At 57.7% G+C, this 24,795-nt stretch carries 23 protein-coding genes; 5 read left to right on the forward strand and 18 right to left on the reverse strand.

The annotated features are described in order from the left end of the window. Positions 1–62: 62 nt before the first annotated feature. Positions 63–1,028, reverse strand: a complete 966-nt coding sequence (locus tag AC3ISI_RS27670; RefSeq protein ID WP_489334661.1) for a GlxA family transcriptional regulator — start codon at positions 1,026–1,028, stop codon at positions 63–65. Between the two features lie 264 nt (positions 1,029–1,292). On the opposite strand from AC3ISI_RS27670, the gene AC3ISI_RS27675 reads away from it, so the two are divergent. Further along, on the forward strand, positions 1,293–1,934 hold the full coding sequence (locus tag AC3ISI_RS27675) for an HD domain-containing protein (protein ID WP_489334662.1): 642 nt from the start codon (positions 1,293–1,295) through the stop codon (positions 1,932–1,934). A gap of 124 nt (positions 1,935–2,058) precedes the next feature. Here the strand turns inward: AC3ISI_RS27675 and AC3ISI_RS27680 are convergent, their stop codons facing one another. The 8 genes from AC3ISI_RS27680 to AC3ISI_RS27715 all read right to left on the reverse strand — a co-directional run bounded on the left by AC3ISI_RS27680 (position 2,059) and on the right by AC3ISI_RS27715 (position 10,875). Further along, complete coding sequence (locus AC3ISI_RS27680; RefSeq protein ID WP_489334663.1) at positions 2,059–2,949, reverse strand: ABC transporter permease subunit; 891 nt, start codon at positions 2,947–2,949, stop codon at positions 2,059–2,061. Then, on the reverse strand, positions 2,946–3,827 hold the full coding sequence (locus AC3ISI_RS27685) for an ABC transporter permease subunit (RefSeq protein WP_489337797.1): 882 nt from the start codon (positions 3,825–3,827) through the stop codon (positions 2,946–2,948). The genes AC3ISI_RS27680 and AC3ISI_RS27685 overlap by 4 nt, the downstream gene beginning before the upstream one ends. Before the next feature lie 35 nt (positions 3,828–3,862). Continuing rightward, positions 3,863–5,005 (reverse strand): ABC transporter ATP-binding protein, encoded by a 1,143-nt coding sequence (locus AC3ISI_RS27690; protein ID WP_046032293.1) that lies wholly within the window; start codon positions 5,003–5,005, stop codon positions 3,863–3,865. 73 nt (positions 5,006–5,078) lie between these two features. Then, positions 5,079–6,176, reverse strand: coding sequence for a polyamine ABC transporter substrate-binding protein (locus AC3ISI_RS27695; RefSeq protein ID WP_489334664.1), 1,098 nt, complete (start codon positions 6,174–6,176; stop codon positions 5,079–5,081). Positions 6,177–6,421: 245 nt separating this feature from the next. Continuing rightward, positions 6,422–7,519: a polyamine ABC transporter substrate-binding protein gene (locus AC3ISI_RS27700; RefSeq protein WP_489337798.1), complete on the reverse strand. Its 1,098-nt coding sequence runs from the start codon at positions 7,517–7,519 to the stop codon at positions 6,422–6,424. Positions 7,520–7,702: 183 nt separating this feature from the next. Further along, entirely contained in the window at positions 7,703–9,067 is a 1,365-nt protein-coding gene (locus tag AC3ISI_RS27705) for an aspartate aminotransferase family protein (protein ID WP_489334665.1), read from the reverse strand. 58 nt (positions 9,068–9,125) lie between these two features. Next, positions 9,126–10,484, reverse strand: coding sequence for a glutamine synthetase family protein (locus tag AC3ISI_RS27710; RefSeq protein WP_027926485.1), 1,359 nt, complete (start codon positions 10,482–10,484; stop codon positions 9,126–9,128). Between the two features lie 40 nt (positions 10,485–10,524). After that, positions 10,525–10,875, reverse strand: a complete 351-nt coding sequence (locus tag AC3ISI_RS27715; RefSeq protein WP_489334666.1) for a gamma-glutamyl-gamma-aminobutyrate hydrolase family protein — start codon at positions 10,873–10,875, stop codon at positions 10,525–10,527. A gap of 278 nt (positions 10,876–11,153) precedes the next feature. Here AC3ISI_RS27715 and AC3ISI_RS27720 point away from each other — a divergent pair, with 278 nt between their 5' ends. From AC3ISI_RS27720 to AC3ISI_RS27730, 3 genes are all read left to right on the forward strand, one after another. Beyond that, positions 11,154–12,530, forward strand: coding sequence for a glutamine synthetase family protein (locus AC3ISI_RS27720; protein WP_007897683.1), 1,377 nt, complete (start codon positions 11,154–11,156; stop codon positions 12,528–12,530). Positions 12,531–12,721: 191 nt separating this feature from the next. Beyond that, the gene (locus AC3ISI_RS27725) at positions 12,722–13,474 is read left to right on the forward strand and encodes a carbonic anhydrase (protein ID WP_489334667.1); all 753 of its coding nucleotides are present in this window, start codon (positions 12,722–12,724) and stop codon (positions 13,472–13,474) included. 92 nt (positions 13,475–13,566) lie between these two features. Then, complete coding sequence (locus tag AC3ISI_RS27730) at positions 13,567–14,205, forward strand: TetR/AcrR family transcriptional regulator (RefSeq protein WP_489334668.1); 639 nt, start codon at positions 13,567–13,569, stop codon at positions 14,203–14,205. A gap of 166 nt (positions 14,206–14,371) precedes the next feature. Here the strand turns inward: AC3ISI_RS27730 and AC3ISI_RS27735 are convergent, their stop codons facing one another. The 9 genes from AC3ISI_RS27735 to AC3ISI_RS27775 form a co-directional block, all read right to left on the reverse strand. Beyond that, on the reverse strand, positions 14,372–14,587 hold the full coding sequence (locus AC3ISI_RS27735) for a TOBE domain-containing protein (RefSeq protein ID WP_007942473.1): 216 nt from the start codon (positions 14,585–14,587) through the stop codon (positions 14,372–14,374). A gap of 31 nt (positions 14,588–14,618) precedes the next feature. Further along, a complete protein-coding gene (ssuB, locus tag AC3ISI_RS27740) occupies positions 14,619–15,425 on the reverse strand; it encodes an aliphatic sulfonates ABC transporter ATP-binding protein (RefSeq protein WP_489334669.1) in 807 nt (268 codons plus the stop codon). After that, a complete protein-coding gene (gene ssuC / locus AC3ISI_RS27745) occupies positions 15,422–16,204 on the reverse strand; it encodes an aliphatic sulfonate ABC transporter permease SsuC (protein ID WP_489334670.1) in 783 nt (260 codons plus the stop codon). The genes ssuB and ssuC overlap by 4 nt, the downstream gene beginning before the upstream one ends. Positions 16,205–16,212: 8 nt before the next feature. Beyond that, positions 16,213–17,361 carry an FMNH2-dependent alkanesulfonate monooxygenase gene (gene ssuD, locus AC3ISI_RS27750; protein ID WP_489334671.1) on the reverse strand — a complete coding sequence of 383 codons (1,149 nt, stop codon included), beginning with the start codon at positions 17,359–17,361 and terminating at the stop codon, positions 16,213–16,215. Between the two features lie 26 nt (positions 17,362–17,387). Then, the gene (locus AC3ISI_RS27755; protein ID WP_489334672.1) at positions 17,388–18,353 is read right to left on the reverse strand and encodes a sulfonate ABC transporter substrate-binding protein; all 966 of its coding nucleotides are present in this window, start codon (positions 18,351–18,353) and stop codon (positions 17,388–17,390) included. A gap of 131 nt (positions 18,354–18,484) precedes the next feature. Next, positions 18,485–19,078 carry an NADPH-dependent FMN reductase gene (gene ssuE / locus AC3ISI_RS27760; RefSeq protein ID WP_489334673.1) on the reverse strand — a complete coding sequence of 198 codons (594 nt, stop codon included), beginning with the start codon at positions 19,076–19,078 and terminating at the stop codon, positions 18,485–18,487. Positions 19,079–19,401: 323 nt separating this feature from the next. Further along, a complete protein-coding gene (locus AC3ISI_RS27765) occupies positions 19,402–20,040 on the reverse strand; it encodes a peroxiredoxin (protein ID WP_489334674.1) in 639 nt (212 codons plus the stop codon). Positions 20,041–20,331: 291 nt separating this feature from the next. Beyond that, positions 20,332–21,672 carry an OprD family porin gene (locus tag AC3ISI_RS27770; RefSeq protein WP_489334675.1) on the reverse strand — a complete coding sequence of 447 codons (1,341 nt, stop codon included), beginning with the start codon at positions 21,670–21,672 and terminating at the stop codon, positions 20,332–20,334. Positions 21,673–22,081: 409 nt separating this feature from the next. Continuing rightward, positions 22,082–23,422, reverse strand: coding sequence for an OprD family outer membrane porin (locus AC3ISI_RS27775; RefSeq protein WP_489334676.1), 1,341 nt, complete (start codon positions 23,420–23,422; stop codon positions 22,082–22,084). 362 nt (positions 23,423–23,784) lie between these two features. Between AC3ISI_RS27775 and tauA the strand changes: the two genes are divergently transcribed. Continuing rightward, complete coding sequence (gene tauA / locus AC3ISI_RS27780; protein WP_489334677.1) at positions 23,785–24,774, forward strand: taurine ABC transporter substrate-binding protein; 990 nt, start codon at positions 23,785–23,787, stop codon at positions 24,772–24,774. The last annotated feature ends 21 nt before the right edge of the window (positions 24,775–24,795 follow it).

Genomic DNA, 24,795 nt, shown 5'->3' on the forward strand with positions numbered 1-24,795 from the left:
ATTTCAACTGTGGGAGTGAGCCCGCTCGCGATAGGGCCCTCCCTACCAGCAGAAACTCCGGATCAAACCATCGCCGCAAAATTCCGCCTGAACTGCCATGGCGTCACCCCCAGTCTGCGGTTGAACACGCTGCGCATATGCTGGGCATCGCGAAATCCACATTGGTAGGCCACGGTCTTGAGCGGCGAGTGCGTGCTCTCCAGCAGGACCCGCGCCGCGTCCACCCTCGCCCGCTCGACGAACTCCGCCGGGGTGATTTTTGCCTCCTTGGCGAACACCCGGGAAAAGTTGCGCGAGCTCATGTTGGCCGCAATCGCCAGGTCCGCAAGGGTCAGATCGCCTGTGAGGTTGGCCAGCACGTAGAGCTGAACCATCGCCACGACAGAAGTGGGTTCGGCGTGAGGCATCAGAAACGGGCTGAATTGCGATTGCCCCCCCGAACGCTGAGTGAACACCACCAGACGCTTGGCCACATTCAACGCAACGTCCGGCCCGTGGTCCCTGGCCAGTAAATACAACGACAAGTCGATTCCGGCGGTGACACCAGCCGAGGTATAGAGCTCGCCATCCTGCACGTACAAGCGATCCGCCTCGACCCGGGTCGACGGGCATAACTGTGCCAGCGCGGCCGCGTCGCCCCAATGGGTCGTCACGGTTCGTCCATCCAGCAATCCGGCCCGGGCGAGTATGAAAGCGCCGTTGCAGATTGAGCCAAAGCGCTGCGCCCGCGCGCAGGCACCCCGCAGCCAGGCATCAAACGCGCCGCCAAAATCCATGAACGGCAACTGCGGTCCACCGGCCACCAGCAGCAAGTCGTACGCCTCTTGCGCCTCACTGAAATGCGTGTGGGCGCTGATCGACAAACCGTTGGAGCACGGCATTGCTCCGTGCCCGACGCCGATCACCTCCAGCCGATAGTGGTCTTGCGGCTCGAGGAAACGATTGGCTTCAGAAAACACATCCATGGGACCGGTGACGTCCAGGGACTGAACGCCGGAGAAGACCACGATGGCGATGGTTTTACTCATGGCGGGAAACGCTCTCTATGGGTTGAAGTCGCAGTTTGGGCAAACACAAAACCTGTGGGAGCCGGGCTTGCCCGGCTCCCACATGGACCGTGCACAACCTGCGACGTCATCAAACTTAGCCAATCCACGCGCAACAAGCGAGGTTGGCGCGATATGCCTGTTCATTGGCAAGGATCGCAGCCATGGATCGATTGTCCGGTTTTGGAGGTCAGCACAGACTTCACCCATCAGCGCCGCCACGGCGTTTCCCACGAGGACCGCACCATGAGCAGCATCATCGCCGGTATCAAAATTCCCGACAGCGCATTGGCCAAGGCCACCACCGAATACATCCGTGACGTCGAATCCGACCTGTTGTATCACCACTCGCGCCGGGTGTTTTTGTTCGGTGCCTTGAGTGGAGAGCGCAAGCAACTGGCCTATAACCCGGAGCTGTTGTACGTCGGCGCGATGTTCCACGACCTCGGTCTGGTGGAAGGTCATCGCAGCGATGACGAACGTTTTGAAGTCGACAGCGCCAACGCCGCCAAAGCGTTCCTCAAGCCTTACGGGCTGAGTGACGACGATGTCGAACAGGTCTGGTTGTCGATTGCGCTGCACACCACGCCGGGCGTGCCGCAACACTTGCGTCCCAATGTGGCGCTGGTGACTGCTGGCGTTGAAATGGATGTGCTGGGCATCGACTACGCGGCGTTTTCCACCGTGCAGCGTGAGGCAGTGGTGCATTCGCATCCACGGGGTGAAGGGTTCAAGGAGTGCATCCTGTGTGCGTTCGCCAACGGCTTCAAGCATAAGCCGGACACTACGTTCGGCACGGTGAATGCGGATGTGCTGGTCGACAGCGAGGCGGGGTTCAAGCCGATGAACTTCGTCGAGATCATCCGCAAATCCCCTTGGGTTTCCTGATCTTGATCGTTCCCACGCTCCGCGTGGGAATGCAGCCCGGGACGCTCCGCGTCCCATCAAGAGCCGAACGCGGAGCGTCCGTTGAGGCATTCCCACGCAGAGCGTGGGAATGATCATCCGTGGATCAAGCCGCTTCCGGCGCCTGCGCGCGGCGTACGTCCGGTTGTTTCCAGGAGTCGGCAGCACCTTCTTCGATGGCTTGCTGGATCGCACGCTTGCGACTTTCTTCGGCGCGGCGGCTGAAGAACCAGACCAGGAAGGTCACGATCGACACCGCCAGCAGAATCAGGCTGGCCACGGCGTTGATCTCAGGCTTCACGCCCAGGCGCACCGCCGAGAACACTTCCATCGGCAAGGTCGTCGACCCCGGCCCCGACACGAAGCTCGCCAGCACCAGGTCATCCAGCGACAGGGCGAACGACATCATGCCGCCCGCCGCCAGCGATGGCGCAATCATCGGGATGGTGATCAGGAAAAACACCTTGAATGGCTTGGCCCCGAGGTCCATGGCCGCTTCTTCGATGGACAGGTCCAGCTCACGCAAGCGAGCGGAAACGACCACCGCCACATACGCGGCACAGAACGTGGTGTGCGCGATCCAGATGGTGATGATGCCGCGTTCCTGTGGCCAACCAATCATCTGCGCCATCGCCACGAACAGCAGCAACAACGACAGACCGGTGATCACTTCGGGCATCACCAACGGCGCGGTAACGAGGCCGCCAAACAGCGTGCGACCCTTGAAGCGTGTGATGCGGGTCAGCACAAACGCCGCCAGCGTACCGAGTGCGACCGCTGCCACCGCCGTGTAGCAGGCGATTTCCAGCGAGCGCACCACCGAGCCCATCAGTTGGGTGTTATCGAGCAGGCCGACGTACCACTTGATCGACCAGCCACCCCACACCGTCACCAGTTTCGAGGCGTTGAACGAGTAGATCACCAGGATCAGCATCGGTGCATAGATAAACAGCAAACCGCATACCAGCATCAGGCTGGAGAATCTGAAGCGCTTCATTCTTTGCCCTCCATTTCTTTGGCCTGACTACGGTTGAACAAGATGATCGGCACAATCAGGATCGCCAGCATCACCACCGCCAGGGCAGACGCCACCGGCCAGTCGCGGTTATTGAAGAACTCTTGCCACAGCACTTTACCGATCATCAGGGTTTCCGGACCGCCGAGCAGTTCCGGGATCACGAACTCACCCACCACCGGAATGAACACCAGCATGCAACCAGCGACGATCCCGTTCTTGGACAAGGGAATGGTGATCTTCCAGAAGCTGTTGAAGGTGCTCGAACCGAGGTCCGAGGCGGCTTCCAGCAGACTGTGGTCGTGCTTCACCAGGTTGGCGTAGAGCGGCAGGATCATGAACGGCAGATAGGAGTAAACGACACCAATGTAGACCGCGAGGTTGGTGTTGAGGATCTGCAGCGGTTCGTTGATCCAGCCCATGCTCATCAGGAAACCGTTGAGCAAACCGTTGTTACTGAGGATGCCCATCCACGCATAGACGCGGATCAGGATCGCGGTCCAGGTCGGCATCATGATCAGCAGCACCAACACCGTTTGCAGCTCTTTACGGGCACTGGCGATGGCGTAGGCCATTGGGTAACCGATCAGCAGGCAAAGGACAGTGCTGATCAGCGCCATCTTCAATGAGCCGAGGTAAGCGGCAATGTACAGCTCGTCGCCAGCCAACATGGCGTAGTTGCCGAGGTTGAGCAGCACCTGCAGCTTCTGGTCGATGAAGCTGTAAATCTCGGTGTAGGGCGGAATGGCGACGTCGGCTTCGGCGAAGCTGATCTTCAAGACGATGAAGAACGGCAACATGAAGAACATGAACAGCCAGATGAACGGAACCCCGATGACCACCTGGCGGCCACCGGGAATTATTCGATTGAGGCGGCGTTTGAATTTGCGCATGTTCATGAGCGAAGTACCACGCCGCTGTCGTCTTCCCAGTACACGTAAACCTGGTCACCCCAGGTTGGGCGCTGACCACGGCGCTCGGCGTTGGCGACGAACGACTGGACGATCTTGCCGCTTGGCAATTCAACGTAGAACACCGAGTGACCGCCGAGGTAGGCGATGTCATGCACCTTGCCGCTGGACCAGTTGTACTCGCAGGTCGGCTGCGTCGGCGTCACCAGAAGTTTTTCCGGACGGATCGCGTAGGTCACGGATTTGTCCTGCACCGAGGTGCTGATGCCGTGGCCCACATAGATCTGACGGTCCAGGTCCTTGCAGGTGATGGTCGCGTGACCTTCGGCGTCGTCGATCACTTCACCGTCGAAGATGTTGACGTTGCCGATGAACTCGCAGACCAGACGGCTGGTCGGGGTTTCGTAGATGTCGATCGGGCTGCCGATTTGCGCGATCCAGCCCAGGTGCATGATCGCAATGCGCTCGGCCATGGTCATGGCCTCTTCCTGGTCGTGGGTCACCATGACGCAGGTTACGCCGACGCGCTCAATGATCTCGACCAGCTCAAGCTGCATCTGCGAGCGCAGCTTTTTGTCCAGTGCGCCCATCGGTTCGTCGAGCAGCAACAGCTTCGGGCGCTTGGCCAGCGAACGCGCCAGGGCCACCCGCTGACGCTGACCACCGGACAACTGATGCGGTTTGCGCTTGGCGTACTGGCTCATCTGTACCAGCTTTAGCATGTCGGCCACGCGCGCATCGACTTCAGCCGCGGGCAGCTTGTCCTGCTTGAGGCCGAAGGCGATGTTCTGCGCTACGGTCATGTGCGGGAACAAGGCGTACGACTGGAACATCATGTTGATCGGACGCTCGTACGGCGGCATGTCGGTGATGTCGACGCCGTCGAGGAAAATTCGCCCTTCGGTCGGTCGTTCGAAGCCGGCGAGCATACGCAGCAACGTGGATTTGCCCGATCCCGAGCCGCCGAGCAAGGCGAAAATCTCGCCTTTCTTGATTTCCAGGGACACATCGTCCACGGCAATCGTCTCGTCGAACTTCTTCGTGACCCGGTCGATTTTGACCAGCACCTGTTTAGGTGACTGGTCGCCCTCGAGGGCTTTCTTATAGGCGCCGGAGGCAACTGCCATTTACGAAACTCCCAGAAAAAAAGAGTGCAGTTCGCTCAAGGTGAGCCAACCTTGGATAGTTTGAGCCCTGAAGCTATTTGCCCGACTTGACCTTGGTCCAGCTGCGGGTCATCAAACGTTGTATGTTTGGTGGTAACTCGACCGACACATAGGTCTTGTCGAGGACTGCTTGCGGTGGATAAACCGACTCGTCGGTGCGGATGGACTGTTCCATCAGTTTGTCCGAGCCGGGGTTGGGGTTCGCATAGCCAACAGAATCGCTGACCTGTGCGATCACCTCGGGTTTCAACAAATAGTTGATAAAGGCGTGGGCCTCTTTGACGTTGGCCGAATCCTTGGGAATCGCCAGCATGTCGAACCACAGCGCGCCACCCTCCTTGGGAATGGTGTAGGCAACGTTTACGCCTTTGCCGGCCTCGGCCGCCCGGGCCTTGGCCTGGAACATGTCACCAGAGAAACCGATCGCGATGCAGATGTCGCCGTTGGCCAAGTCCGAAATGTACTTGGACGAGTGGAAGTACGTCACGTAAGGCCGCACCGCCAGCAACTTGGCTTCGGCCTTTTTGTAATCGTCGGGGTTGGTGCTGTTGGCGTTGAGGCCCATGTAGTTGAGAACGGTGGGCATCATTTCATCGGCGGAGTCGAGGAACGCTACGCCGCAGCTATGAAGCTTCTTGATGTTCTCCGGTTCAAACACCGCACTCCAGGAATCGATCTTGTCGACACCCAGTACCGCCTTGATTTTTTCGACGTTGTAACCGATGCCGTTAGTACCCCACAGATAGGGCACAGCGTACTGGTTACCCGGATCGTTCTGCTCCAGACGCTTGAGCAGCACCGGATCAAGGTTGGAATAATTAGTCAGCTTCGACTTGTCGAGCTTCTGGAAAGCGCCCGCCTTGATTTGCTTGCCGAGGAAGTGGTTGGACGGCACGACCACGTCGTAACCGGTACGCCCGGCCAGCAACTTGCCTTCCAGGGTTTCGTTGGAATCGAAGACGTCATAAACCGGCTTGATGCCGGTCTCTTTCTGGAAGTCCGCCAGGGTGGTCGGACCGATGTAATCCGACCAGTTATAAATATGCACAGTGCCGGCGGCCTGGACACTGACGGCAAGCGTCAGCCCGGCACTCACCAGCATGGCATTGCGAAACAAAGAAAAAACAGGCAAGTGGAGGTCCTCTAAAATGAGTTGGGCCCAAGTTGCCCCACGTTACATGACAGCCATGGCTGCCCGGCAACAAAACCGGCGCGCAACTTACCCTCGAAAAACCGTTCCAGCAAAACTTTTATGCAGATACCTGTAGCAGCTGCCGAAGGCCGCGTTAAGGTCCGAAGGACCTTCCCGCACTTTCAACAGCACAACTGCTTCGCAGTTGGACGCAGCCTGCGGCAGCTGCTACAGGGTTTTACGTCTTATTTACCGGATTTGATCTTGGTCCAGCTACGGGTCAACTCACGCTGGGTCGCGGCCGGCAGGTCGGCAATCGCGTACAGCTTGACCAGCACGTCCGCTGGCGGGTAGATGCCCGGGTCGCTGGTGATGTCTTTATCCACCAGTGGCGTGGCAGCCGCGTTACCGTTCGGGAAACGCACGGCGTTGGTGATGGCCGCCATGACTTCCGGCTTCTGCAGGTAGGTCATGAACTTGTAGGCGCCTTCAACGTTTTCGGCATCTTTAGGGATGGCGACCATGTCGTAGAAGCTGCCCGCACCTTCTTTCGGAATGTTGTAGCTGACTTTCACCTTGTCACCGGCTTCGGCCGCGCGGGACTTGGCCTGGTACACGTCACCCGAGTAACCCACGGCGACGCAGATGTTGCCGTTGGCCAGGTCGGAGATGTACTTCGAGGAGTGGAAGTAAGTGATCGAAGGACGAACCTTGAGCAGCAGATCTTCCGCTTTCTTGATGTCCTCTTTCTTCTGGCTGTCGGTCGGCAGGCCCAGGTAGTGCAGCGCCACCGGGATCATCTCGGTTGGCGAATCGAGCAGGCTGATACCGCACGCCTTCAATTTGGCAGCGTTTTCAGGTTTGAAGATCAGGTCCCAGGAATCGGTCGGTGCGTCGGCACCCAGTGCAGCCTTGACCTTCTCGGCGTTGAAGCCGATACCGATCGAACCCCACATGTAAGGGAAGGCGTGCTCGTTGCCCGGGTCACTCACCGATACCGCTTTGAGCAGGTCAGGGTTCAGGTTTTTCCAGTTAGGCAGCTTGGACTTGTCCAGCTTCTGGTAAACGCCGGCCTTGATTTGCTTGGCCAGGAAGTTGTTCGACGGTACGACGATGTCGTAACCGGACTTACCGGCCAGCAACTTGGCTTCCAGGGTTTCGTTGCTGTCAAAAACGTCGTACACCACCTTGATCCCGGACTCTTTCTCGAAGTTCGCGATAGTGTCCGGAGCGATGTAATCGGACCAGTTATAGACGTGCAACACCTTGTCGTCCGCCTGAACTGCACCCGCCATCGCGCCCAACAGGGACATGGCGAGAAGGGTCTTGCCAGCTATCTTCATACCTAATGCCTTCATCAGTAATGCTCCAATTTTTTCTTTTTAACCACGTGCTCAGCGGCCTTTTTTTGGGCATCCGAACAACCGGTAGTCTGGCAAGTTCCGAGGCAGGCTTTCAAGGAAAGCCCCATCCTTAATTTGCAATGAGCGAAGTACCAGCTGCGCACCCCGCTCAGAGCCTAGCACTTAGCCCTGCAACGCACTCAGCGTCAGGTCCAGACACTTGCGTGCCTTGGCCACCAACTCGTCGATTTCAGCCGGTGTAATCACCAGTGGCGGAGCAATGATCATGGTGTCGCCCACAGCGCGCATGATCAGGCCGTTGTCGAAGCAGAACTGGCGGCAGATCATGCCGACGCCCTTGCCTTCGTAACGCTTGCGAGTGGCTTTGTCTTGAACCAGTTCAATGGCCCCCAACAAACCGACCCCGCGCACTTCCCCCACCAACGGATGATCGTTCAGTTCCCGTAGACGCTTTTGCAAATAGGGTGCCGTTTCTGCATGTACGCGTTCGATAATTTTTTCTTCGCGCAGGATGCGGATGTTTTCCAGCGCCACCGCAGCGGCCACCGGGTGACCGGAGTACGTGAAACCGTGGTTGAAATCGCCGCCTTCGTTCAGCACCTCGACCACTTCGTCACGCACGATCAGGCCACCCATGGGGATGTAGCCGGAGGTCAGGCCTTTGGCGATGGTCATCATGTCGGGCTTGAGGTCGTAGTAATCGGTACCGAACCACTCACCGGTGCGGCCAAAACCACAAATCACTTCGTCCGCCACGAACAGGATGTCGTACTTGGCGAGGATTTCCTTGATGCGCGGCCAGTAGGTGTCTGGCGGAATGATCACGCCACCGGCCCCCTGAATTGGCTCGGCAATAAAGGCACCGACGTTGTCCACGCCGACTTCCAGAATTTTCTCTTCCAGCTGATTGGCCGCCCAGACGCCGAACTCTTCAGGCGTCATGTCACCGCCTTCGGTGAACCAGTACGGCTGTGCAATGTGGACGATGCCCGGAATCGGCAAGTCGCCTTGCTCGTGCATGTACGTCATGCCACCCAGGCTCGCGCCGGCCACGGTGGAACCGTGATAGCCGTTCTTGCGGCTGATGATGACTTTTTTCTTTGGCTGGCCCTTGATCGCCCAGTAGTGACGAACCATACGCAGCATGGTGTCGTTGCCTTCCGAACCCGAACCGGTGAAAAACACGTGGTTCATGCCTTCTGGCGCGATGTCGGCGATGGCCTTGGCCAGTTCCAGTACCGGCGGGTGAGCGGTCTGGAAGAACAGGTTGTAGTAAGGCAGTTCACGCATTTGTTTGCTGGCGGCATCGGCCAGTTCATCACGGCCGTAACCGATCGCTACGCACCACAGGCCGGCCATGCCGTCGAGGATCTTGTTACCTTCGCTGTCCCACAGGTAAACGCCCTTGGCGTTCGTGATGATTCGCGGGCCTTTCTCTTTCAGCTGCTTGAAGTCGCTGAACGGGGCCAAGTGGTGATCATTGCTCAGGGTTTGCCATTCACGGGTTTGCGGATTGTTGCTGGTCATACAAATCTCCTAAAAAATCAGGTGAAAGCGCCGCCCGACAACAACGGCGCCCGGCGTATCAGACGGCGAAGAGCAGGAACTCGCGCTCCCACGAACTGATGACGCGCTTGAAGTTTTCATGCTCGGCCCGCTTGACCGCGACGTAGCCAGTGATGAAATTTTTGCCCAGATATTTCTCGATGGTCGTGCTGTTTTCCATGCGTTCCAGCGCGTCTTCAATCGTCAGTGGCAGGCGCAGGTTGCGGCGCTCATAGCCACGGCCCACCACCGGCGCACTCGGGTTCAAGCCTTCGACCATGCCGATGTAGCCACAGAGCAGGCTCGCGGCAATCGCCAGATAGGGATTGGCGTCGGCACCCGGCAGGCGGTTTTCCACCCGACGGTTTTGCGGCCCGGCATCCGGAACTCGCAGGCCCACGGTGCGGTTTTCTTCGCCCCACTCCACGTTCACCGGCGCCGAAGTGTCCGGCAGGAAGCGGCGGAACGAATTCACGTTCGGTGCGAACAGCGGCAACAACTCAGGGATCAGTTTCTGCAAGCCACCGATGTGGTGCAGGAACAGTTGGCTCATGGTCCCGTCTTCATTGGAGAAGATGTTTTTGCCGGTTTCGATGTCGATGATGCTCTGGTGCAAGTGCATCGCACTGCCCGGCTCGCCGGTCATGGGCTTGGCCATGAAAGTCGCCGCCACGTCATGCTTGAGCGCGGCTTCGCGCATGGTGCGTTTGAACACCAGGATCTGGTCGGCCAGGGACAAGGCATCGCCGTGACGGAAGTTGATTTCCATCTGCGCCGTGCCGTCCTCGTGAATCAAGGTATCGAGGTCCAGCTCCTGCAATTCGCACCAGTCGTAGACATCTTCGAACAGCGGGTCGAATTCGTTCGCCGCTTCAATAGAGAACGACTGACGACCGATTTCCGGGCGCCCGGAACGGCCAATCGGCGGTTGCAGCGGGTAGTCAGGGTCGTCACTGCGCTTGGTCAGGTAGAACTCCATTTCCGGCGCCACGATGGGTTGCCAGCCGCGGTCGGAATAGAGTTTGAGGACCTTCTTGAGCACGTTGCGTGGCGACAGCTCGATCGGGTTGCCTTGCTTGTCGTAGGTGTCGTGGATCACCTGAGCGGTCGGCTCGATGGCCCACGGCACGAGGAATACGGCGTTCTGGTCGGGGCGGCAGATCATGTCGATGTCGGCCGGGTCGAGCAGTTCGTAATAGATGTCGTCTTCGACATAGTCGCCGGTCACGGTCTGCAACAGAACGCTTTCGGGCAGGCGCATGCCTTTTTCAGCGATGAACTTGTTGGTCGGCGAAATCTTGCCACGGGTAATCCCGGTCAAGTCGGCGATCATGCATTCGACTTCTGTGATCTTGTGGTCTTTCAACCAATCGGTGAGCTGGTCGAGGTTGTTACTCATAAATGCCTCTAGGCTTTGAGTTTCCTGCCGCTTGCTTGCGTCAGGCAATGGTTGACGCATCGGCGTCGCGTTGAAACGGGTGTCTTCGACAGGCTATCGTGATTTTTCCGCACGGTGTGGCAAACGCCAGGCGTGCAGGATCACAAGCGATAGTCGGGCCGCTATTGTGAATCGGTTCTATATTGAATGAAGTAACCGTAATGGGGGTGCCATCAAGGCTGTCCAGAATATCGGACGGAGACAGTCTATCCGTCATGGAGGACAAGATTACCGTCAGGTCCGCAGGCGCTGAGGCCACTGCGCGGACGTGGGTGTCGCCACTGATGTGAAAAGCATGCAGACCGATCTGCTTAGAGCAGTCGGTGACGCCGATTATCGGCAGGCGATACATGAAGCACCCCGGTATTATTGGTGTTATGGGTTTGAATCGAGCTTAGCCTTGTTCATTTTTTTACACAACACCCCCGTAAAAAATACAACACGCCCCGCTCAAGCCCGCGGTAGCCAAAGCGTTCAAAGGCATAAAAACGCCCCAAAGTGCCTCAAAAAAGCCTTACGGGCGCTTTTTTAGGGCAAAAAAGGCCTCGCTTGACTTCGGCATGCCGTTCGGGTTGACTGGAATCCGAAGAGATCAATGATTGATATTTTTAACAACAAAGGTGTTGCATCATGTCGGTACCCCCGCGTGCCGTTCAGCTTAACGAAGCGAACGCGTTCCTTAAGGAACATCCTGAGGTTCTGTACGTTGACCTTCTGATTGCGGATATGAATGGTGTGGTGCGCGGCAAGCGCATTGAACGCACCAGCCTCCACAAGGTTTACGAGAAAGGCATCAACCTGCCGGCCTCTCTATTTGCTCTGGATATCAATGGCTCGACGGTGGAAAGCACCGGCCTGGGCCTGGACATCGGTGATGCTGACCGAATCTGCTATCCAATCCCTGACACCCTGTGCAACGAGCCTTGGCAGAAGCGCCCTACCGCGCAACTGTTGATGACCATGCACGAACTCGAAGGTGACCCTTTCTTCGCGGATCCCCGTGAAGTTCTGCGTCAAGTGGTCGCCAAGTTCGACGAGATGGGTCTGACCATCTGTGCCGCGTTCGAACTGGAGTTCTACCTGATCGACCAAGAGAACGTGAACGGCCGCCCACAACCGCCGCGCTCGCCAATTTCCGGTAAACGCCCGCACTCGACTCAGGTCTACCTGATCGACGACCTCGACGAATACGTCGACTGCCTCCAGGACATTCTGGAAGGTGCGAAAGAGCAAGGTATCCCTGCCGACGCGATCGTCAAGGAAAGCGCCCCGGCGCAATTCGAAGTCAACCTGCACCACGTGGCCGACCCGATCAAGGCCTGCGACTACGCGGTCCTGCTCAAGCGTCTGATCAAAAACATCGCCTACGACCATGAAATGGACACCACCTTCATGGCCAAGCCTTACCCGGGCCAGGCGGGCAACGGTCTGCATGTCCACATCTCGATTCTTGATAAAGATGGCAAAAATATTTTTGCCAGCGAGGATCCCGAGCAGAACGCCGCACTGCGTCACGCGATCGGCGGTGTGCTCGAGACCCTACCGGCGCAGATGGCTTTCCTCTGCCCGAACGTCAACTCCTACCGTCGTTTCGGCGCACAGTTTTACGTGCCGAACTCGCCATGCTGGGGCCTGGATAACCGCACCGTGGCGATCCGCGTTCCGACCGGTTCTTCCGATGCCGTGCGCATCGAACACCGTGTTGCCGGCGCCGATGCCAACCCGTACCTGCTGATGGCTTCGGTCCTGGCAGGCGTGCATCACGGTCTGACCAACAAGATCGAGCCGGGCGCCCCCGTAGAAGGCAACTCCTACGAGCAGAACGAGCAAAGCCTGCCGAACAACCTGCGTGATGCATTGCGTGAGCTGGACGACAGCGAAGTCATGGCCAAGTACATCGATCCTAAATACATCGATATCTTCGTGGCCTGTAAGGAAAGCGAGCTGGAGGAGTTTGAACACTCCATCTCCGACCTTGAGTACAACTGGTACCTGCATACCGTTTAAGTGGTTGCAGTAAAAAACAACGCCGCCAGCTTCACAGCCTGCGGCGTTTTTTTGTCCCCCTTCGAGCGCTACGCACAGGAAAAATCCGACCATCTTCAAGAAGTGACCCATAGACTCGCTAGCATTTGAATCTCAGACTTTGGCATGCCGGGCGGTACTCGGCACACACCGAATTTTGAGGCCCTATGACCATGAAAAAACTCCTGATGGGCGCAGCTCTTTCACTGATCAGCGCTAGCGTGTCCATTCCTGCTGTTGCCGGGGACGATCACACTTCCACATGGACCTACAGCGACCACTCCGGCCCGGAACACTGGGGCGATCTCAAGAGTGACTACAAGCTTTGCTCAACCGGCAAGGCGCAGTCGCCAATCGATATCAGTAGCGCGGTCAAGGCCAGCCTGGCGCCCCTGACATTTAACTACCGGGCAAGCCCGGCCACTATCCTGAACAATGGCCACACCATTCAGGTTTCGCCAACGGACGCGGGCGGTATTACCTTGCCTACCGGCGATTACTCGCTCGTGCAGTTTCACTTTCATACGCCCAGCGAGGAGAAAATCCAGGGGCGCGCCTATCCGATGGATGCGCATTTTGTCCACCGCAACGCTACTGGCGAACTAGCTGTGGTCGCAGTGCTGTTTGAAGAAGGCGCCCACAACCCGGCACTGGAACCCATTCTTGCCGCCATGCCCAAAAAAGTGGGCGGCCAGACGACGCTGGACATGCAAAACATCGCAGACTTGCTGCCGGCCAACCATCACTACTATTCCTATATGGGGTCGCTAACCACTCCGCCCTGCAGCGAAGGGGTGCGTTGGAACATCCTGACCGAACCGGTGCAAGTGTCCCATGCCCAGCTGGAGGCTTTTAAGGCGCTGTACCCGATGAACGCTCGCCCTGTTCAACCCTTGAATGATCGAGCCGTGAACGTCGGCGGCTGACCCTCGCTCTCCCGTCGGTCGGGCAGCGGTGGCCATACAGACAAGGTGCCAGTCGCCTCGTACAATGCCCGCTGCCCCCGCAGGAGACTTCGATGACCCGACTCGCCACCCCACGCAAACCCCGCGCCCGCAGCCAGGCGCGGATCGATTCGATACTCGATGCCGCCCGCACGCTGCTGGCCGCCGAGGGCGTGGGCAGTCTGTCGATCTACAGCGTCGCCGAACGCGCGGAGATCCCGCCCTCCTCCGTCTACCACTTCTTCGCCAGTGTCCCGGCACTGCTTGAAGCCTTGACGGCCGACGTCCACGCCGGGTTCCGCGCCTGCCTGCAAGCGCCCATCGATCACGGCGCCCTCAGCGGCTGGCGTGATCTGTCACGTCTGGTGGAACAGCGCATGCTCGCGATCTACAGCGAAGACGCCGCCGCCCGCCAATTGATCCTCGCCCAGCATGGGCTGACCGAAGTCACCCAGGCCGACCGCCAGCACGACATCGAACTGGGCGACCTCATGCACAAACTCTTTGATCACCATTTCGAATTGCCCAAGCTGCCTACGGACGTTGATGTGTTTGCACTGGCCATGGAACTTGGCGACCGCGTTTACGCACGCTCGGTGCAGCAGCATGGGCAGATTACTCCGCGCATGGCTGAGGAAGGGATGCGGGTGTTTGATGCTTATCTTGGGTTGTACTTGCCGCCGTACCTATCCAAGCGTGCTATTTCAGCCTGATTCCTGCAGAGCCTGCACTGGCCTCATCGCGAACAGGCTCGCTCCTACAGTTGATCTTCAGCGAACACAGGATTTGTGTACGACAAAAATCCCTGTAGGAGTGAGCCGGCTCCGGGCGGCGTTCCGACGATGGCCGCTCCGCCGATCTCACTGACTGCCCACACGCTTACAACTTGGCGATCGACACTTCGGTGGATTTCACAAACGCGATCACTTCGCTGCCAACCACCAGTTCCAGCTCTTTGACCGAGCGCGTGGTGATCACCGAAGTGACAATGCCGGACGCCGTTTGCACGTCGATTTCCGACAGCACGTCACCCAGTACGATTTCCTTGATGGCGCCTTTGAATTGGTTGCGAACGTTGATGGCTTTGATCGTCATGATGTTGATTCCTGTCATTGAAAAAGTCTGGTTAATGAGCCCAACGCAATTGCGTAGGCAAGGGTGAAACGGGTTCCGGTTCCGGCGGTTCGCCAGGCAGTTCGAGCACACGATTGAGCACTTGAGTTTCCAGCGCCGCCAGCCGATGCGAGCCGCGAACCCGAGGGCGCGGCAGTTCCACGAGCAGGTCGAGGCCGACTTCGCCCTCTTCGATCAGGATCACCCGATCGGCAATCGCCACCGCTTCACTGACGTCGTGAGTCACCAGCAACACGGTGAAGCCATGCTTGCGCCAAAGCCGTTCGATCAGTTGCTGCATTTCAATTCGGGTCAGGGCGTCCAGTGCACCCAGCGGCTCGTCGAGCAACAGCAAGCGCGGTTGATGGATCAGCGCTCGAGCCAGGGCGACCCGCTGTTTCTGTCCACCGGACAAGGCAGCAGGCCATTCATTGGCGCGGTCGGCCAAGCCAACGGACTCCAGCGCTTCCAGTGCTTGCGGCCGCCAGTTGCCCTTGAGCCCGAGGCCGACGTTATCGATGACCTTTTTCCAGGGCAGCAAACGCGCTTCCTGAAACATCAAGCGCGTGTCTTCTCGCGCATCACTCAGCGGCGCGGCACCGGCAAGCAATACACCGCCCGTGGGTTGATCGAGACCGGCCAGCAAGCGCAGCAAGGTACTTTTGCCGCATCCGCTACGACCCACCACGGCGACAAACTGCCCCGCCGGTACGTGCAGGTCGATCTCGCGCAGCACTTGCCGCGAGCCAAAGGTTTTTTGCAGTTTGCGCACCACCAGCGGAATCCCGCGCAGCAGGCGTGGAGGTTGTTGAGCCGTCATGCCGCACCTCCTTTGGCAACCTGATAAGCCGGGTGCCAGCGCAGCCACACACGCTCAAGTCCACGGGCCGCGAGGTCGGCCAGTTTGCCGAGTACCGCGTACAGAAGAATCGCCAGCACCACTACGTCGGTCTGCAAAAACTCCCGGGCGTTCATCGCCAGATAACCGATGCCGGAACTGGCGGAGATGGTTTCCGCGACGATCAGCGTCAGCCACATGAAGCCCAATGCGAAGCGCACACCGACCAGAATCGAAGGCAACGCGCCCGGCAGGATCACTTGGCGAAACAGGCTGAAACCGGACAAGCCATAACTGCGCGCCATCTCTACAAGTGCCGGATCGACGTTGCGGATGCCGTGATAGGTGTTGAGGTAGATCGGGAACAACGTGCCCAGCGCCACCAGAAAAATCTTCGCCGACTCGTCGATCCCGAACCACAAAATCACCAGTGGAATCAGCGCCAGGTGCGGCACGTTGCGGATCATCTGCACCGAACTGTCGAGCAGGCGCTCACCCCATTTCGACAGGCCGGTGATGAAGCCCAGCGCCAAACCAATGCCGCCGCCGATCGTGAAACCCAGCGCAGCGCGCCAACCGCTGATTGCCAGGTGCGTCCAGATTTCGCCGCTGCGCACCAGACTGACACCGGCCTCGATCACTGCGATGGGTGCCGGCAGAATCCGAGTCGACAACCAGCCCGCCGACACCGACAACTGCCACACCGCCAGCAACAACACCGGCAACGCCCAGGGCGCGAGGTTGTGGATGACTTTCTTCATGGCGCGCCTCAGCTCTGAGACGCGGCTTTGGGAAGGATATCGTTGGCGACCATCTCGCCGAACGGGCTGACGTAGTTGGCGCCCTTCGGCAATTCCGGACGTTGAATGTCCAGATGCGGGAAGAGCAATTCGGCCACGCGGTACGACTCTTCAAGGTGTGGATAACCGGAGAAGATGAACGTGTCGATGCCCAAATCCGCGTATTCCTTCACGCGAGCCGCCACGGTCGGACCGTCGCCAACCAGTGCAGTACCGGCACCGCCACGCACCAGACCCACGCCAGCCCACAGGTTGGGGCTGACTTCAAGGTTGTCGCGGCTGCCGCCATGCAGTGCGGCCATGCGCTGCTGGCCGACGGAATCGAAGCGCGCCAGAGAGGCCTGGGCGCGGGCGATGGTGTCGTCGTCCAGATGCGAGATCAGTTTGTCAGCCGCTTGCCACGCCTCGGCATTGGTCTCGCGAACGATTACATGCAGACGGATACCGAAACGCACGGTACGACCCAGCTTCGCGGCTTTGGCGCGCACTTGCTCGATTTTCTCGGCCACGGCGGCCGGTGGTTCGCCCCAGGTCAGGACCATTTCAACCTGCTCTGCCGCAAGGTCTTGCGCCGCCTCCGACGAGCCGCCGAAGTACAGCGGCGGACGCGGCTGCTGGATCGGCGGATAGAGCAACTTCGCCCCTTTCACGCTGATGTGCTGACCGTCGTAATCAACGGTTTCGCCTTCCAGCACACGACGCCAGATGCGGGTGAATTCCACCGAGGCCTGATAGCGCTCTTCGTGGCTGAGGAACAAGCCATCACCGGCCAACTCTTCCGGATCACCACCGGTGACCAGGTTGAACAATGCACGACCGCCGGACAGACGATCCAGCGTCGCCGCCTGACGCGCAGCCACCGTCGGAGAAATGATCCCGGGGCGCAGTGCGACAAGAAATTTCAAACGCTGGGTCACCGGGATCAGTGACGCCGCCACCAGCCACGAGTCTTCGCAGGAGCGCCCGGTCGGAATCAGCACCCCGCCGAAACCCAGACGATCCGCCGCTTGCGCGACTTGTTGCAAATAACCGTGGTCAACGGCTCGAGCGCCTTCGGCGGTGCCAAGGTAATGGCCGTCGCCGTGGGTAGGCAGGAACCAGAAAATATTGAGGCTCATGGAGTGGTCTCCTTCAGGGAATCGAATTACTGCGCTTTGGCAACGGCTGCCGGTGGCGTCCAGATCACGTCTTTGATGCTCAACTGCTTCGGAATCAGCTTGAGGTCGTAGAAGCTATCGGCGATTTTCTGTTGCGCGGCGACCACTTCAGGCGTGAGGAACAACGCACCGAAGCCCTGACGTTTCATCGAGGTCAGGGTGATGTCCGCCGGCAAACCGAGCAGTGGCGAAACCTGCTGGGTGACGTCTTCCGGATTGGCCTTGGACCATTCACCGACTGCGCGCACTTCTTCGACGAGGGTCTTGATCACCTCGGGATTTTTCTGCGCGTAAGGTTTGCTTGCGAGGTAGAACTGATGGTTGTCGACGATGCCCTGGCCATCGCGCAGGGTGTGCGCTTGCAGTTGTTTCTCAGCGGCGGCCTGGTACGGGTCCCAGATGACCCAGGCGTCGACGCTGCCACGCTCGAACGCGGCGCGGGCATCGGCCGGCGGCAGGAACACGGTCTGGATATCGGTGTATTTGAGGCCGGCGTCCTCCAGCGCACGTACCAACAGGTAGTGAACGTTGGAGCCTTTGTTGAGCGCGACTTTCTTGCCCTTGAGATCCTTCACCGATTTGATCGGCGAGTCCTTCGGCACCAGGATCGCTTCGGCGTGCGGTGCAGGGGGTTCGTAGGCAACGTAGAGCAAATCGGCGCCAGCAGCCTGGGCGAATACCGGTGGGGTTTCGCCCGTCACACCGAAGTCGATGGAGCCGACGTTCAGGCCTTCGAGCAGTTGCGGGCCACCGGGGAATTCAGTCCATTGCACGTCCACGCCCTGGGCGGCGAGGCGTTTTTCCAGTGTGCCTTTGGCTTTGAGCAGCACCAGGGTGCCGTACTTTTGATAACCGATTCGCAACGTCTCGGCTTGAGCTTGAGTAATGGCGCCGAAGGACACAGCCGCAACAAACAGAGCGACCAGACCACGACGCAAAATGACAGTGCGCATAGCGCTCTCCTTTTTGCAGTGAGGTTTTGGCTGCACCTGCTAAGCCGTTAGCGGCTGAGTAAGGTGATTTTTTGTTCAAAAAGTGCCTGAGCTTCGCTCGGCGACTTTTCAAACTAAAAAATAAAAAAGCTTTAAATGCTCCAGCGAGCACTCAACAAACGTTCATTCAACAGGTTCGGATCAAGCGGCTTGGGCCGTCTCGCCATGGCGCTGAAAAACAGTTCCAGCGACTCGTTCAATCGTTGTTCCAGCTCCGGCGCCAATCGCGCCTGGGCGCTGCCTTCGCCATAAGCAATCTGGCTGTCTTCAGCAAAAATACCGTGAAGCATTTCCTGGGCTTTCAGCGCTGACAGTACTGGCTTGAGCGCGTAATCCACCGCCAGCATGTGGGCGATGCTGCCGCCAGTGGCCATCGGCAATACGACCTTGTGGCTCAGTGCGCGCTCGGGCAGCAAGTCCAGCACGGTTTTCAGTGCACCCGAGAACGACGCCTTGTAAACCGGTGTGGCAATCAGCAGGCCGTCGGCGTTTTCAATCTGTTGCAGCAGGTCGATGACCTTGGGGCTGTCGAAGCGTGCGTGCAGCAAGTCTTCTGCCGGGAAGTCCCGAACCTGGTAACTCACCACTTCCACCCCTTGCTCCTGTAACCAGCGTTGGGAGCGTTCCAGCAACACCCCGGAACGGGAGCGTTGGCTGGGACTGCCACCGAGTGAGACGACCAACATTCAGATGATTCCTTGAACGGTGTTGGCGATTCGCGGTTTGCGATCTCGCTGTGATGGGAGTGACCTTAACAGGTGATTGTTATATCTATAAATCATATTTATTCATTTGGTTATGCATTACAGATCTATACAAAACAACTTTTTCCAGGACAAAAAAACAGGCCGTAGAAACGGCCCAAAACTCCCTGCTGTATGAATCTGATTCCGATGATGCCTGTTACATCGCCATCGCGAGCAGACTCGCTCCCACAGGTAAACCTCGATTCAATGTGGGAGTGAGCCTGCTCGCGATGACGATTCAAGCCACACCGAAAATGCCGGGTTTACCTGTTCGGCTGCGGTGTGAGGCGCAAATACGGTTTCACCGCGCGATACCCCTTGGGAAACCGCTGCTTGATTTCATCTTCATCCTTGAGCGACGGCACGATCACCACTTCATCACCGTCCTGCCAGTTGGCCGGGGTGGCCACTTTGTAGTGGTCGGTGAGTTGCAGCGAGTCGATCACCCGCAGAATTTCGTGGAAGTTGCGACCGGTACTCGCCGGGTACGTGATGGTCAGTCGAATCTTTTTGTTCGGATCGATCACGAACAGCGAACGCACAGTCAGGGTGTCGTTTGCATTGGGATGGATCAGGTCGTAAAGGTCCGACACCTTGCGGTCGGCGTCGGCGAGGATCGGGAAGTTGACGAGGGTGTTCTGGGTTTCGTTGATGTCCTCGATCCACTTGTGGTGCGAGTCCACCGGGTCAACCGACAGGGCGATGGCTTTCACCCCACGACTGGCAAACTCATCCTTGAGCCTGGCGGTGAAGCCCAGTTCGGTGGTGCACACCGGGGTGAAGTCGGCCGGATGGGAAAACAGCACGCCCCAGCTATCGCCCAACCACTCGTGAAAACGAAGGGTGCCGGCGCTGGAATCCTGTTCAAAGTCGGGGGCGATATCGCCCAGTCTGAGGCTCATGGTGCTGCTCCTGATGAGTGCTTGTTGAGCTCGACTGTGCCTGTATTTGCGAATAATTAAAAAGAATAAATATCGATTTATTTAGATCATAAACGAATATTAAAGATCTGTTCACTGGACGTGATCGGGCAACGAGAAGAACATCGCCCACAAGGTTCGAGAAGGCCTTGAGTGCTGCAAAAGAGGGGAATTTCGAGGAGGGTTTACGGGGGTGATCCCGCCTTGAAACGCAAAAGCCCCGCCGGGCGTGATGCCGGGCGGGGCTTTTTTGTCTCTGTTACGCGAGCGCTATTACAACAGCGGGATCGAGTAGCTGACGATAAGACGGTTTTCATCCTGGGTGCGAGTGTTCGGCAGGTCTGTACGCCAGGTCGCATTTTTCCAGGTAACGCCGAGGTTCTTCAGCGGGCCCTGCTGAAGAACGTAAGCAACGGTCAGATCGCGTTCCCACTCGGAAGCGCCGTTGGCCGCCTCTCTACCGCTAGCATTAACGGTGTCGATGTCATCACCGTGCAGGTAAACCATACCTGCCGTCAGGCCAGGTACGCCGACCGTGGCAAAGTCATACAAGTAGCGCGCCTGCCAGGTGTGTTCGCCGGCACGGGCGAACTTCTGGATTTGCGAGTCGGTGATGATGTAGGCCGACGCTCCATCACCCTGGTTCAAGTAAGGGAAGTCGCTGCTGCCGTTGCTGACCTGGTAACCGCCACCGAAGGTATGCCCGGCAACGGAGTACATGAACAGGCCGCTGTACAGGTTGTTGTCGACCTTACCTTTACCGCTCGGCGCATTGTAGTTGCCAGTGCTGAAGTACAGCGGGTCGTGACCGTTGGCACCATCATCAGAGCTGTTGAAATAACGCAAATCCGACTTCAACACGCCCGGGCCGATTGCCCAGTTGTGAACCAACCCCAGGAAGTGTTGCTTGTAGAACTCTTCCAGGTTGCCGTAGTAATACTGGGCCGTCAGGTCCTTGGTGATTTTGTAGTCACCGCCGGCAAAGTTGAACTTGTTGCTATCGCGGAATTTGGGACCACGAGTGTTCGCACCCGAAATGGACATCTGTTCGTTGTTGCTGGAGTTACGCCCCTTAACGGCTTCGATCTGACCACCGATCAGCGTCAGGTCCTTGATGTCACCGGAAGAGAGCTGGCCACCCTGCCAGGTTTGCGGTAGCAGTCGACCATCGTTGGTCACGATGACCGGCAGTTTGGGTTGCAGGGTACCCAGCTTCAATTCGGTCTGGGAAATCTTGGCTTTGGCAGTCAGGCCCAGGCTGGAGAAGTCATCAACCGCTTCGCCTTTGGAGTTAGTTGGGAAAACAGTGCCACCGTAAGAAGTTGCAGTGGCGCCATTGGTGCCGCCGCCCGAATCCAGTTTCACGCCCAACAGCCCGATTGCATCAATACCGAAACCGACAGGGCCTTGGGTATAACCGGAGATGAAACGCAGATCGAAGCCTTGGCCCCATTCTTCGTTTTTGTTCGGGCCCGTCCCATCACGGTAATCGGTGTTGATGTAGAAGTTACGCAGCCCCAAGGTGGCCTTGCTGTCTTCGATAAAACCGGCGGCGCTTGCTTGCTGCGCCAGAACCCCAACGGTCACTGCCATGGCCAAGGTGGATTTGTTCATTGTTTCGCTCCTCATTTCTAATGCTTGTGGTCCTGGTCCTGGGTCTAACGCCCTGGATCCTAAGACGCGCAATTTTTGCCGAGCCGTCTGGCTTGGTCGTTTTGGCGATGCAGGATACATTTCTATAAAGCTAAAAAGAATTTTGTATTTCTTTTTAATTCCGTTTAGGAATATGCCTAAGCAGCAAAGATTCGAGGTATCGGCAAAACGCCCATTCCGTGACCTGCTCTACTGTCGGGAATCAAAGTGCTAAAGCCGAGCCTCAAATTGAGTACCGGGCGGGGCTTACTTTAGGTGTTTGCGAAAAAAACCAAAAAGAATAAAAAATGCTCACGTCAGCTGTAATTGGAATATAGGCAGTCAAAAAAAAAAAGCCTCGCCAGCAGGCGAGGCTCTTTCGGACGGCTTATTACAAGAAGCTGTAGGTGTAGTTGAAGATCAGACGGGTCTGGTCTTGATCAAGGGTGCTGGTGTTGCCGCGATAGGTACCGTGACGCAGAGTTGTACCAAAACCTTTAAGTAGACCCGTTTGAATTACGTAGTCCACCCTGGCGTCGGTCTCGTGCTCACTCAGGTCTTTGCCAATACCGTTGGTAGCCTTGATGTCCTGACCATTCAAGTAAGCAAGCGAAGCTTTCAAACCTGGCACGCCCAGTGAGGCGAAGTCATAGGAGTACTGACCGAACGTGGTGTTTTCACCCGCACGGATAAAGCTGCCAACCGTGGCATCGGTAAACGAGTAGAAGCTCGCGCCGCCGGCTCCTTGCGGATTACCGTTGCCATCGATCAGGTTGCCTTGGTTCAAGAAAACGAAGCCGCCGTCATCGCTGACACGCTGATGTCCGAGCAAGAACGCGTTGCCACCCAGGGTATAGGTGAACATGCCGCTCCAGGTCGTGTTGTCGACCACGCCCGGGGTCTTGGCGAAACCGTTGTTGTTGTTGAAACGGAATCCGGCGTCACCGTTCTTGCCAACAGAGCTACTGTCGAAGTAGCGAATGTCCGTCTTGAACGACTGTTTGGCATCGATCTGGTAGACGTGCACCAGGCCGAGGAAGTTCTGCTTGTAGTAGTCTTCCAGGTTCGCATAGTAGTACTGCAGCAGGAGGTCTTTGGTGACCTTCCAGTCAGCACCGCCGTAAAAGAAACTATTGCTGGCTTGAGTACCACCAGCCACTGCGAGGCCGGTGGAGTTCGAAGAGGCGCGGCCCGACGCGTGCTCCAGCTGACCCAGGTTGAAGGTCACGTTGTCGATTTCTTTCGAGGTGAGGGTGCCACCTTCAAAGGTTTGTGGCAGCAAACGGGTGTCGTTCGCTAGCAGGATCGGCAGCTGAGGTGCCAGAGCGCCACCCAAGTGGGCCTCGGTCTTGGAGTAACGAGCCTTGACGTTGCCATCTAAACGGCTCCACTCGCTCGCCGCCTCGTCGCCATCGCTAGGGAAGAATGAGTTGCTGTTACCGGTTGGATGATGCCCCTTGCCGCCGTCCAGATGGATACCGACCAGCGTCTGGGCATCGATACCGAAGCCAACTGGGCCTTGGGTGAAACCAGACAGGTAATCGAACTTGAGCCCCTCAGCGGTTTCGCGCTGTCTGTTGGCAGGCGTACTGGCCCCTTCACGCATATCGGCGTCGTAATACATGGTGCGGGAACTGAGGGAAGCCTTGCTGTCTTCCAAGAAACCTGCGGCGCCTGCCTGCTGCGCCAAAACCCCTACGGCCACGGCCACAGCCAAGGTGGACTTGTTCATTGTTTAACTCCTCTCGTTTCTAATTCTTGTGTTCCTGGCCTCGGTTCGATGCCCGAAGATCCTAAGATGCGCGATTAGCGCCAGAGCGTGACCCACAAGTCAATCGTAACTATATGTGTCTACGACCATAGTCTAAGCCCGCGTTTTTTGGTCCGTTCAGGTCATTATTTCGTCATGAACCTGAAACAAACCGTTTGATTCGATTCTCATTCCCTTTAGGCATTTAGCGCTGCACCACGCGCAGTCCCGGAATAGAGCCCCGAGCTCATAAGCTAATTCCCAAATGGTATTTATTAGACTTTTTTTAGATCGTTTAGCGTTTGAAGCAATTCGGAAACAAACCCCCACCGAAAGGCGACGCCATGACGACCAGACGCGAACTATCCAGCCTAATTGTTACAGTTTGTGTATCCCTGATATTTTCTCATTCCGCTCAAGCGGCCAACCTGACTGTGGGTTATCAAACTGGCATCGACCCCAGCAAAGTCCCCCAGGCGGATGGTCTGTACGAGCAAACCATCGGCCAGAAAATTGACTGGCGCCGATTCAACAGCGGCCCTGAAGTGGTGACCGCCATCGCTTCCGGTGATGTGCAGATTGGCAACCTCGGTTCCAGTCCTTTGGCCGCGGCCGCCTCGCGCAATCTGCCGATCGTCGCGTTCATCGTGTCTGCCCAGATCAATGCGGCCGAAGCCCTCGTGGTGCGCAACGGCAGTGGCATCGACAAACCGGAAGATCTGATCGGCAAGACCATCGCCACCCCTTTCGTTTCAACCTCTCACTACAGTTTGCTCGGCGCACTGAAGCACTGGGGCCTGGACGCCTCGAAAGTCAAAGTGGTGAATTTGCAACCGGCGGAAATCGCTGCCGCGTGGAAGCGTGGTGATATTGATGGTGCGTTTGTCTGGTCGCCGGCGCTGGGGGAAATTCGCAAGACAGGCAAGACGTTGACGGATGCCGCGCAGGTCGGTCAGTGGGGGGCACCGACGTTCGAAGTATGGGTCGCGCGTAAGGATTACGCCGAGAAACACCCTGACGTGGTGGCCAAATTTGCCAAGGTCACCCTGGACTCGTTCGCCGACTACGCCGCGCACAAAGACAGCTGGACCGCCGATTCGGTGCCCGTGCAGAAAATCGCCAAACTGACCGGTGCCAATGCGGCCGATGTACCGGAATTGTTGGCCGGTTCTGCATTCCCGGATGCCAAGGCCCAGCAGACCACGGCGCTATTGGATGGCGGCACGGCCAAGGCGATTGGCGAGACGGCGAAGTTCTTGAAGGAGCAAGGGAAAGTAGAGACGGTGCTGCCGGATTATTCGGCGTATGTCAGTGCGAAATTTGTGGCTGAGTAGTTTTTGAAGGCTGCTGCGCAG

This window comes from Pseudomonas sp. GL_139_B, from assembly GCF_057834475.1.

Excerpts from the sequence above, each read along its gene's own strand:
- ssuB (WP_489334669.1), bottom strand. The coding sequence starts at position 15,425 with ATGACGGCTCAACAACCTCCACGCCTGCTGCGCGGGATTCCGCTGGTG.
- AC3ISI_RS27680 (WP_489334663.1), bottom strand. The coding sequence starts at position 2,949 with ATGAAGCGCTTCAGATTCTCCAGCCTGATGCTGGTATGCGGTTTGCTG.
- tauA (WP_489334677.1), top strand. The coding sequence starts at position 23,785 with ATGACGACCAGACGCGAACTATCCAGCCTAATTGTTACAGTTTGTGTA.
- AC3ISI_RS27770 (WP_489334675.1), bottom strand. The coding sequence starts at position 21,672 with ATGAACAAATCCACCTTGGCCATGGCAGTGACCGTTGGGGTTCTGGCG.
- AC3ISI_RS27775 (WP_489334676.1), bottom strand. The coding sequence starts at position 23,422 with ATGAACAAGTCCACCTTGGCTGTGGCCGTGGCCGTAGGGGTTTTGGCG.
- AC3ISI_RS27720 (WP_007897683.1), top strand. The coding sequence starts at position 11,154 with ATGTCGGTACCCCCGCGTGCCGTTCAGCTTAACGAAGCGAACGCGTTC.
- AC3ISI_RS27710 (WP_027926485.1), bottom strand. The coding sequence starts at position 10,484 with ATGAGTAACAACCTCGACCAGCTCACCGATTGGTTGAAAGACCACAAG.
- AC3ISI_RS27765 (WP_489334674.1), bottom strand. The coding sequence starts at position 20,040 with ATGAGCCTCAGACTGGGCGATATCGCCCCCGACTTTGAACAGGATTCC.
- AC3ISI_RS27755 (WP_489334672.1), bottom strand. The coding sequence starts at position 18,353 with ATGCGCACTGTCATTTTGCGTCGTGGTCTGGTCGCTCTGTTTGTTGCG.
- ssuC (WP_489334670.1), bottom strand. The coding sequence starts at position 16,204 with ATGAAGAAAGTCATCCACAACCTCGCGCCCTGGGCGTTGCCGGTGTTG.
- AC3ISI_RS27700 (WP_489337798.1), bottom strand. The coding sequence starts at position 7,519 with ATGAAGATAGCTGGCAAGACCCTTCTCGCCATGTCCCTGTTGGGCGCG.
- AC3ISI_RS27705 (WP_489334665.1), bottom strand. The coding sequence starts at position 9,067 with ATGACCAGCAACAATCCGCAAACCCGTGAATGGCAAACCCTGAGCAAT.
- AC3ISI_RS27690 (WP_046032293.1), bottom strand. The coding sequence starts at position 5,005 with ATGGCAGTTGCCTCCGGCGCCTATAAGAAAGCCCTCGAGGGCGACCAG.
- ssuE (WP_489334673.1), bottom strand. The coding sequence starts at position 19,078 with ATGTTGGTCGTCTCACTCGGTGGCAGTCCCAGCCAACGCTCCCGTTCC.
- ssuD (WP_489334671.1), bottom strand. The coding sequence starts at position 17,361 with ATGAGCCTCAATATTTTCTGGTTCCTGCCTACCCACGGCGACGGCCAT.
- AC3ISI_RS27715 (WP_489334666.1), bottom strand. The coding sequence starts at position 10,875 with ATGTATCGCCTGCCGATAATCGGCGTCACCGACTGCTCTAAGCAGATC.
- AC3ISI_RS27730 (WP_489334668.1), top strand. The coding sequence starts at position 13,567 with ATGACCCGACTCGCCACCCCACGCAAACCCCGCGCCCGCAGCCAGGCG.
- AC3ISI_RS27675 (WP_489334662.1), top strand. The coding sequence starts at position 1,293 with ATGAGCAGCATCATCGCCGGTATCAAAATTCCCGACAGCGCATTGGCC.
- AC3ISI_RS27725 (WP_489334667.1), top strand. The coding sequence starts at position 12,722 with ATGAAAAAACTCCTGATGGGCGCAGCTCTTTCACTGATCAGCGCTAGC.
- AC3ISI_RS27670 (WP_489334661.1), bottom strand. The coding sequence starts at position 1,028 with ATGAGTAAAACCATCGCCATCGTGGTCTTCTCCGGCGTTCAGTCCCTG.
- AC3ISI_RS27735 (WP_007942473.1), bottom strand. The coding sequence starts at position 14,587 with ATGACGATCAAAGCCATCAACGTTCGCAACCAATTCAAAGGCGCCATC.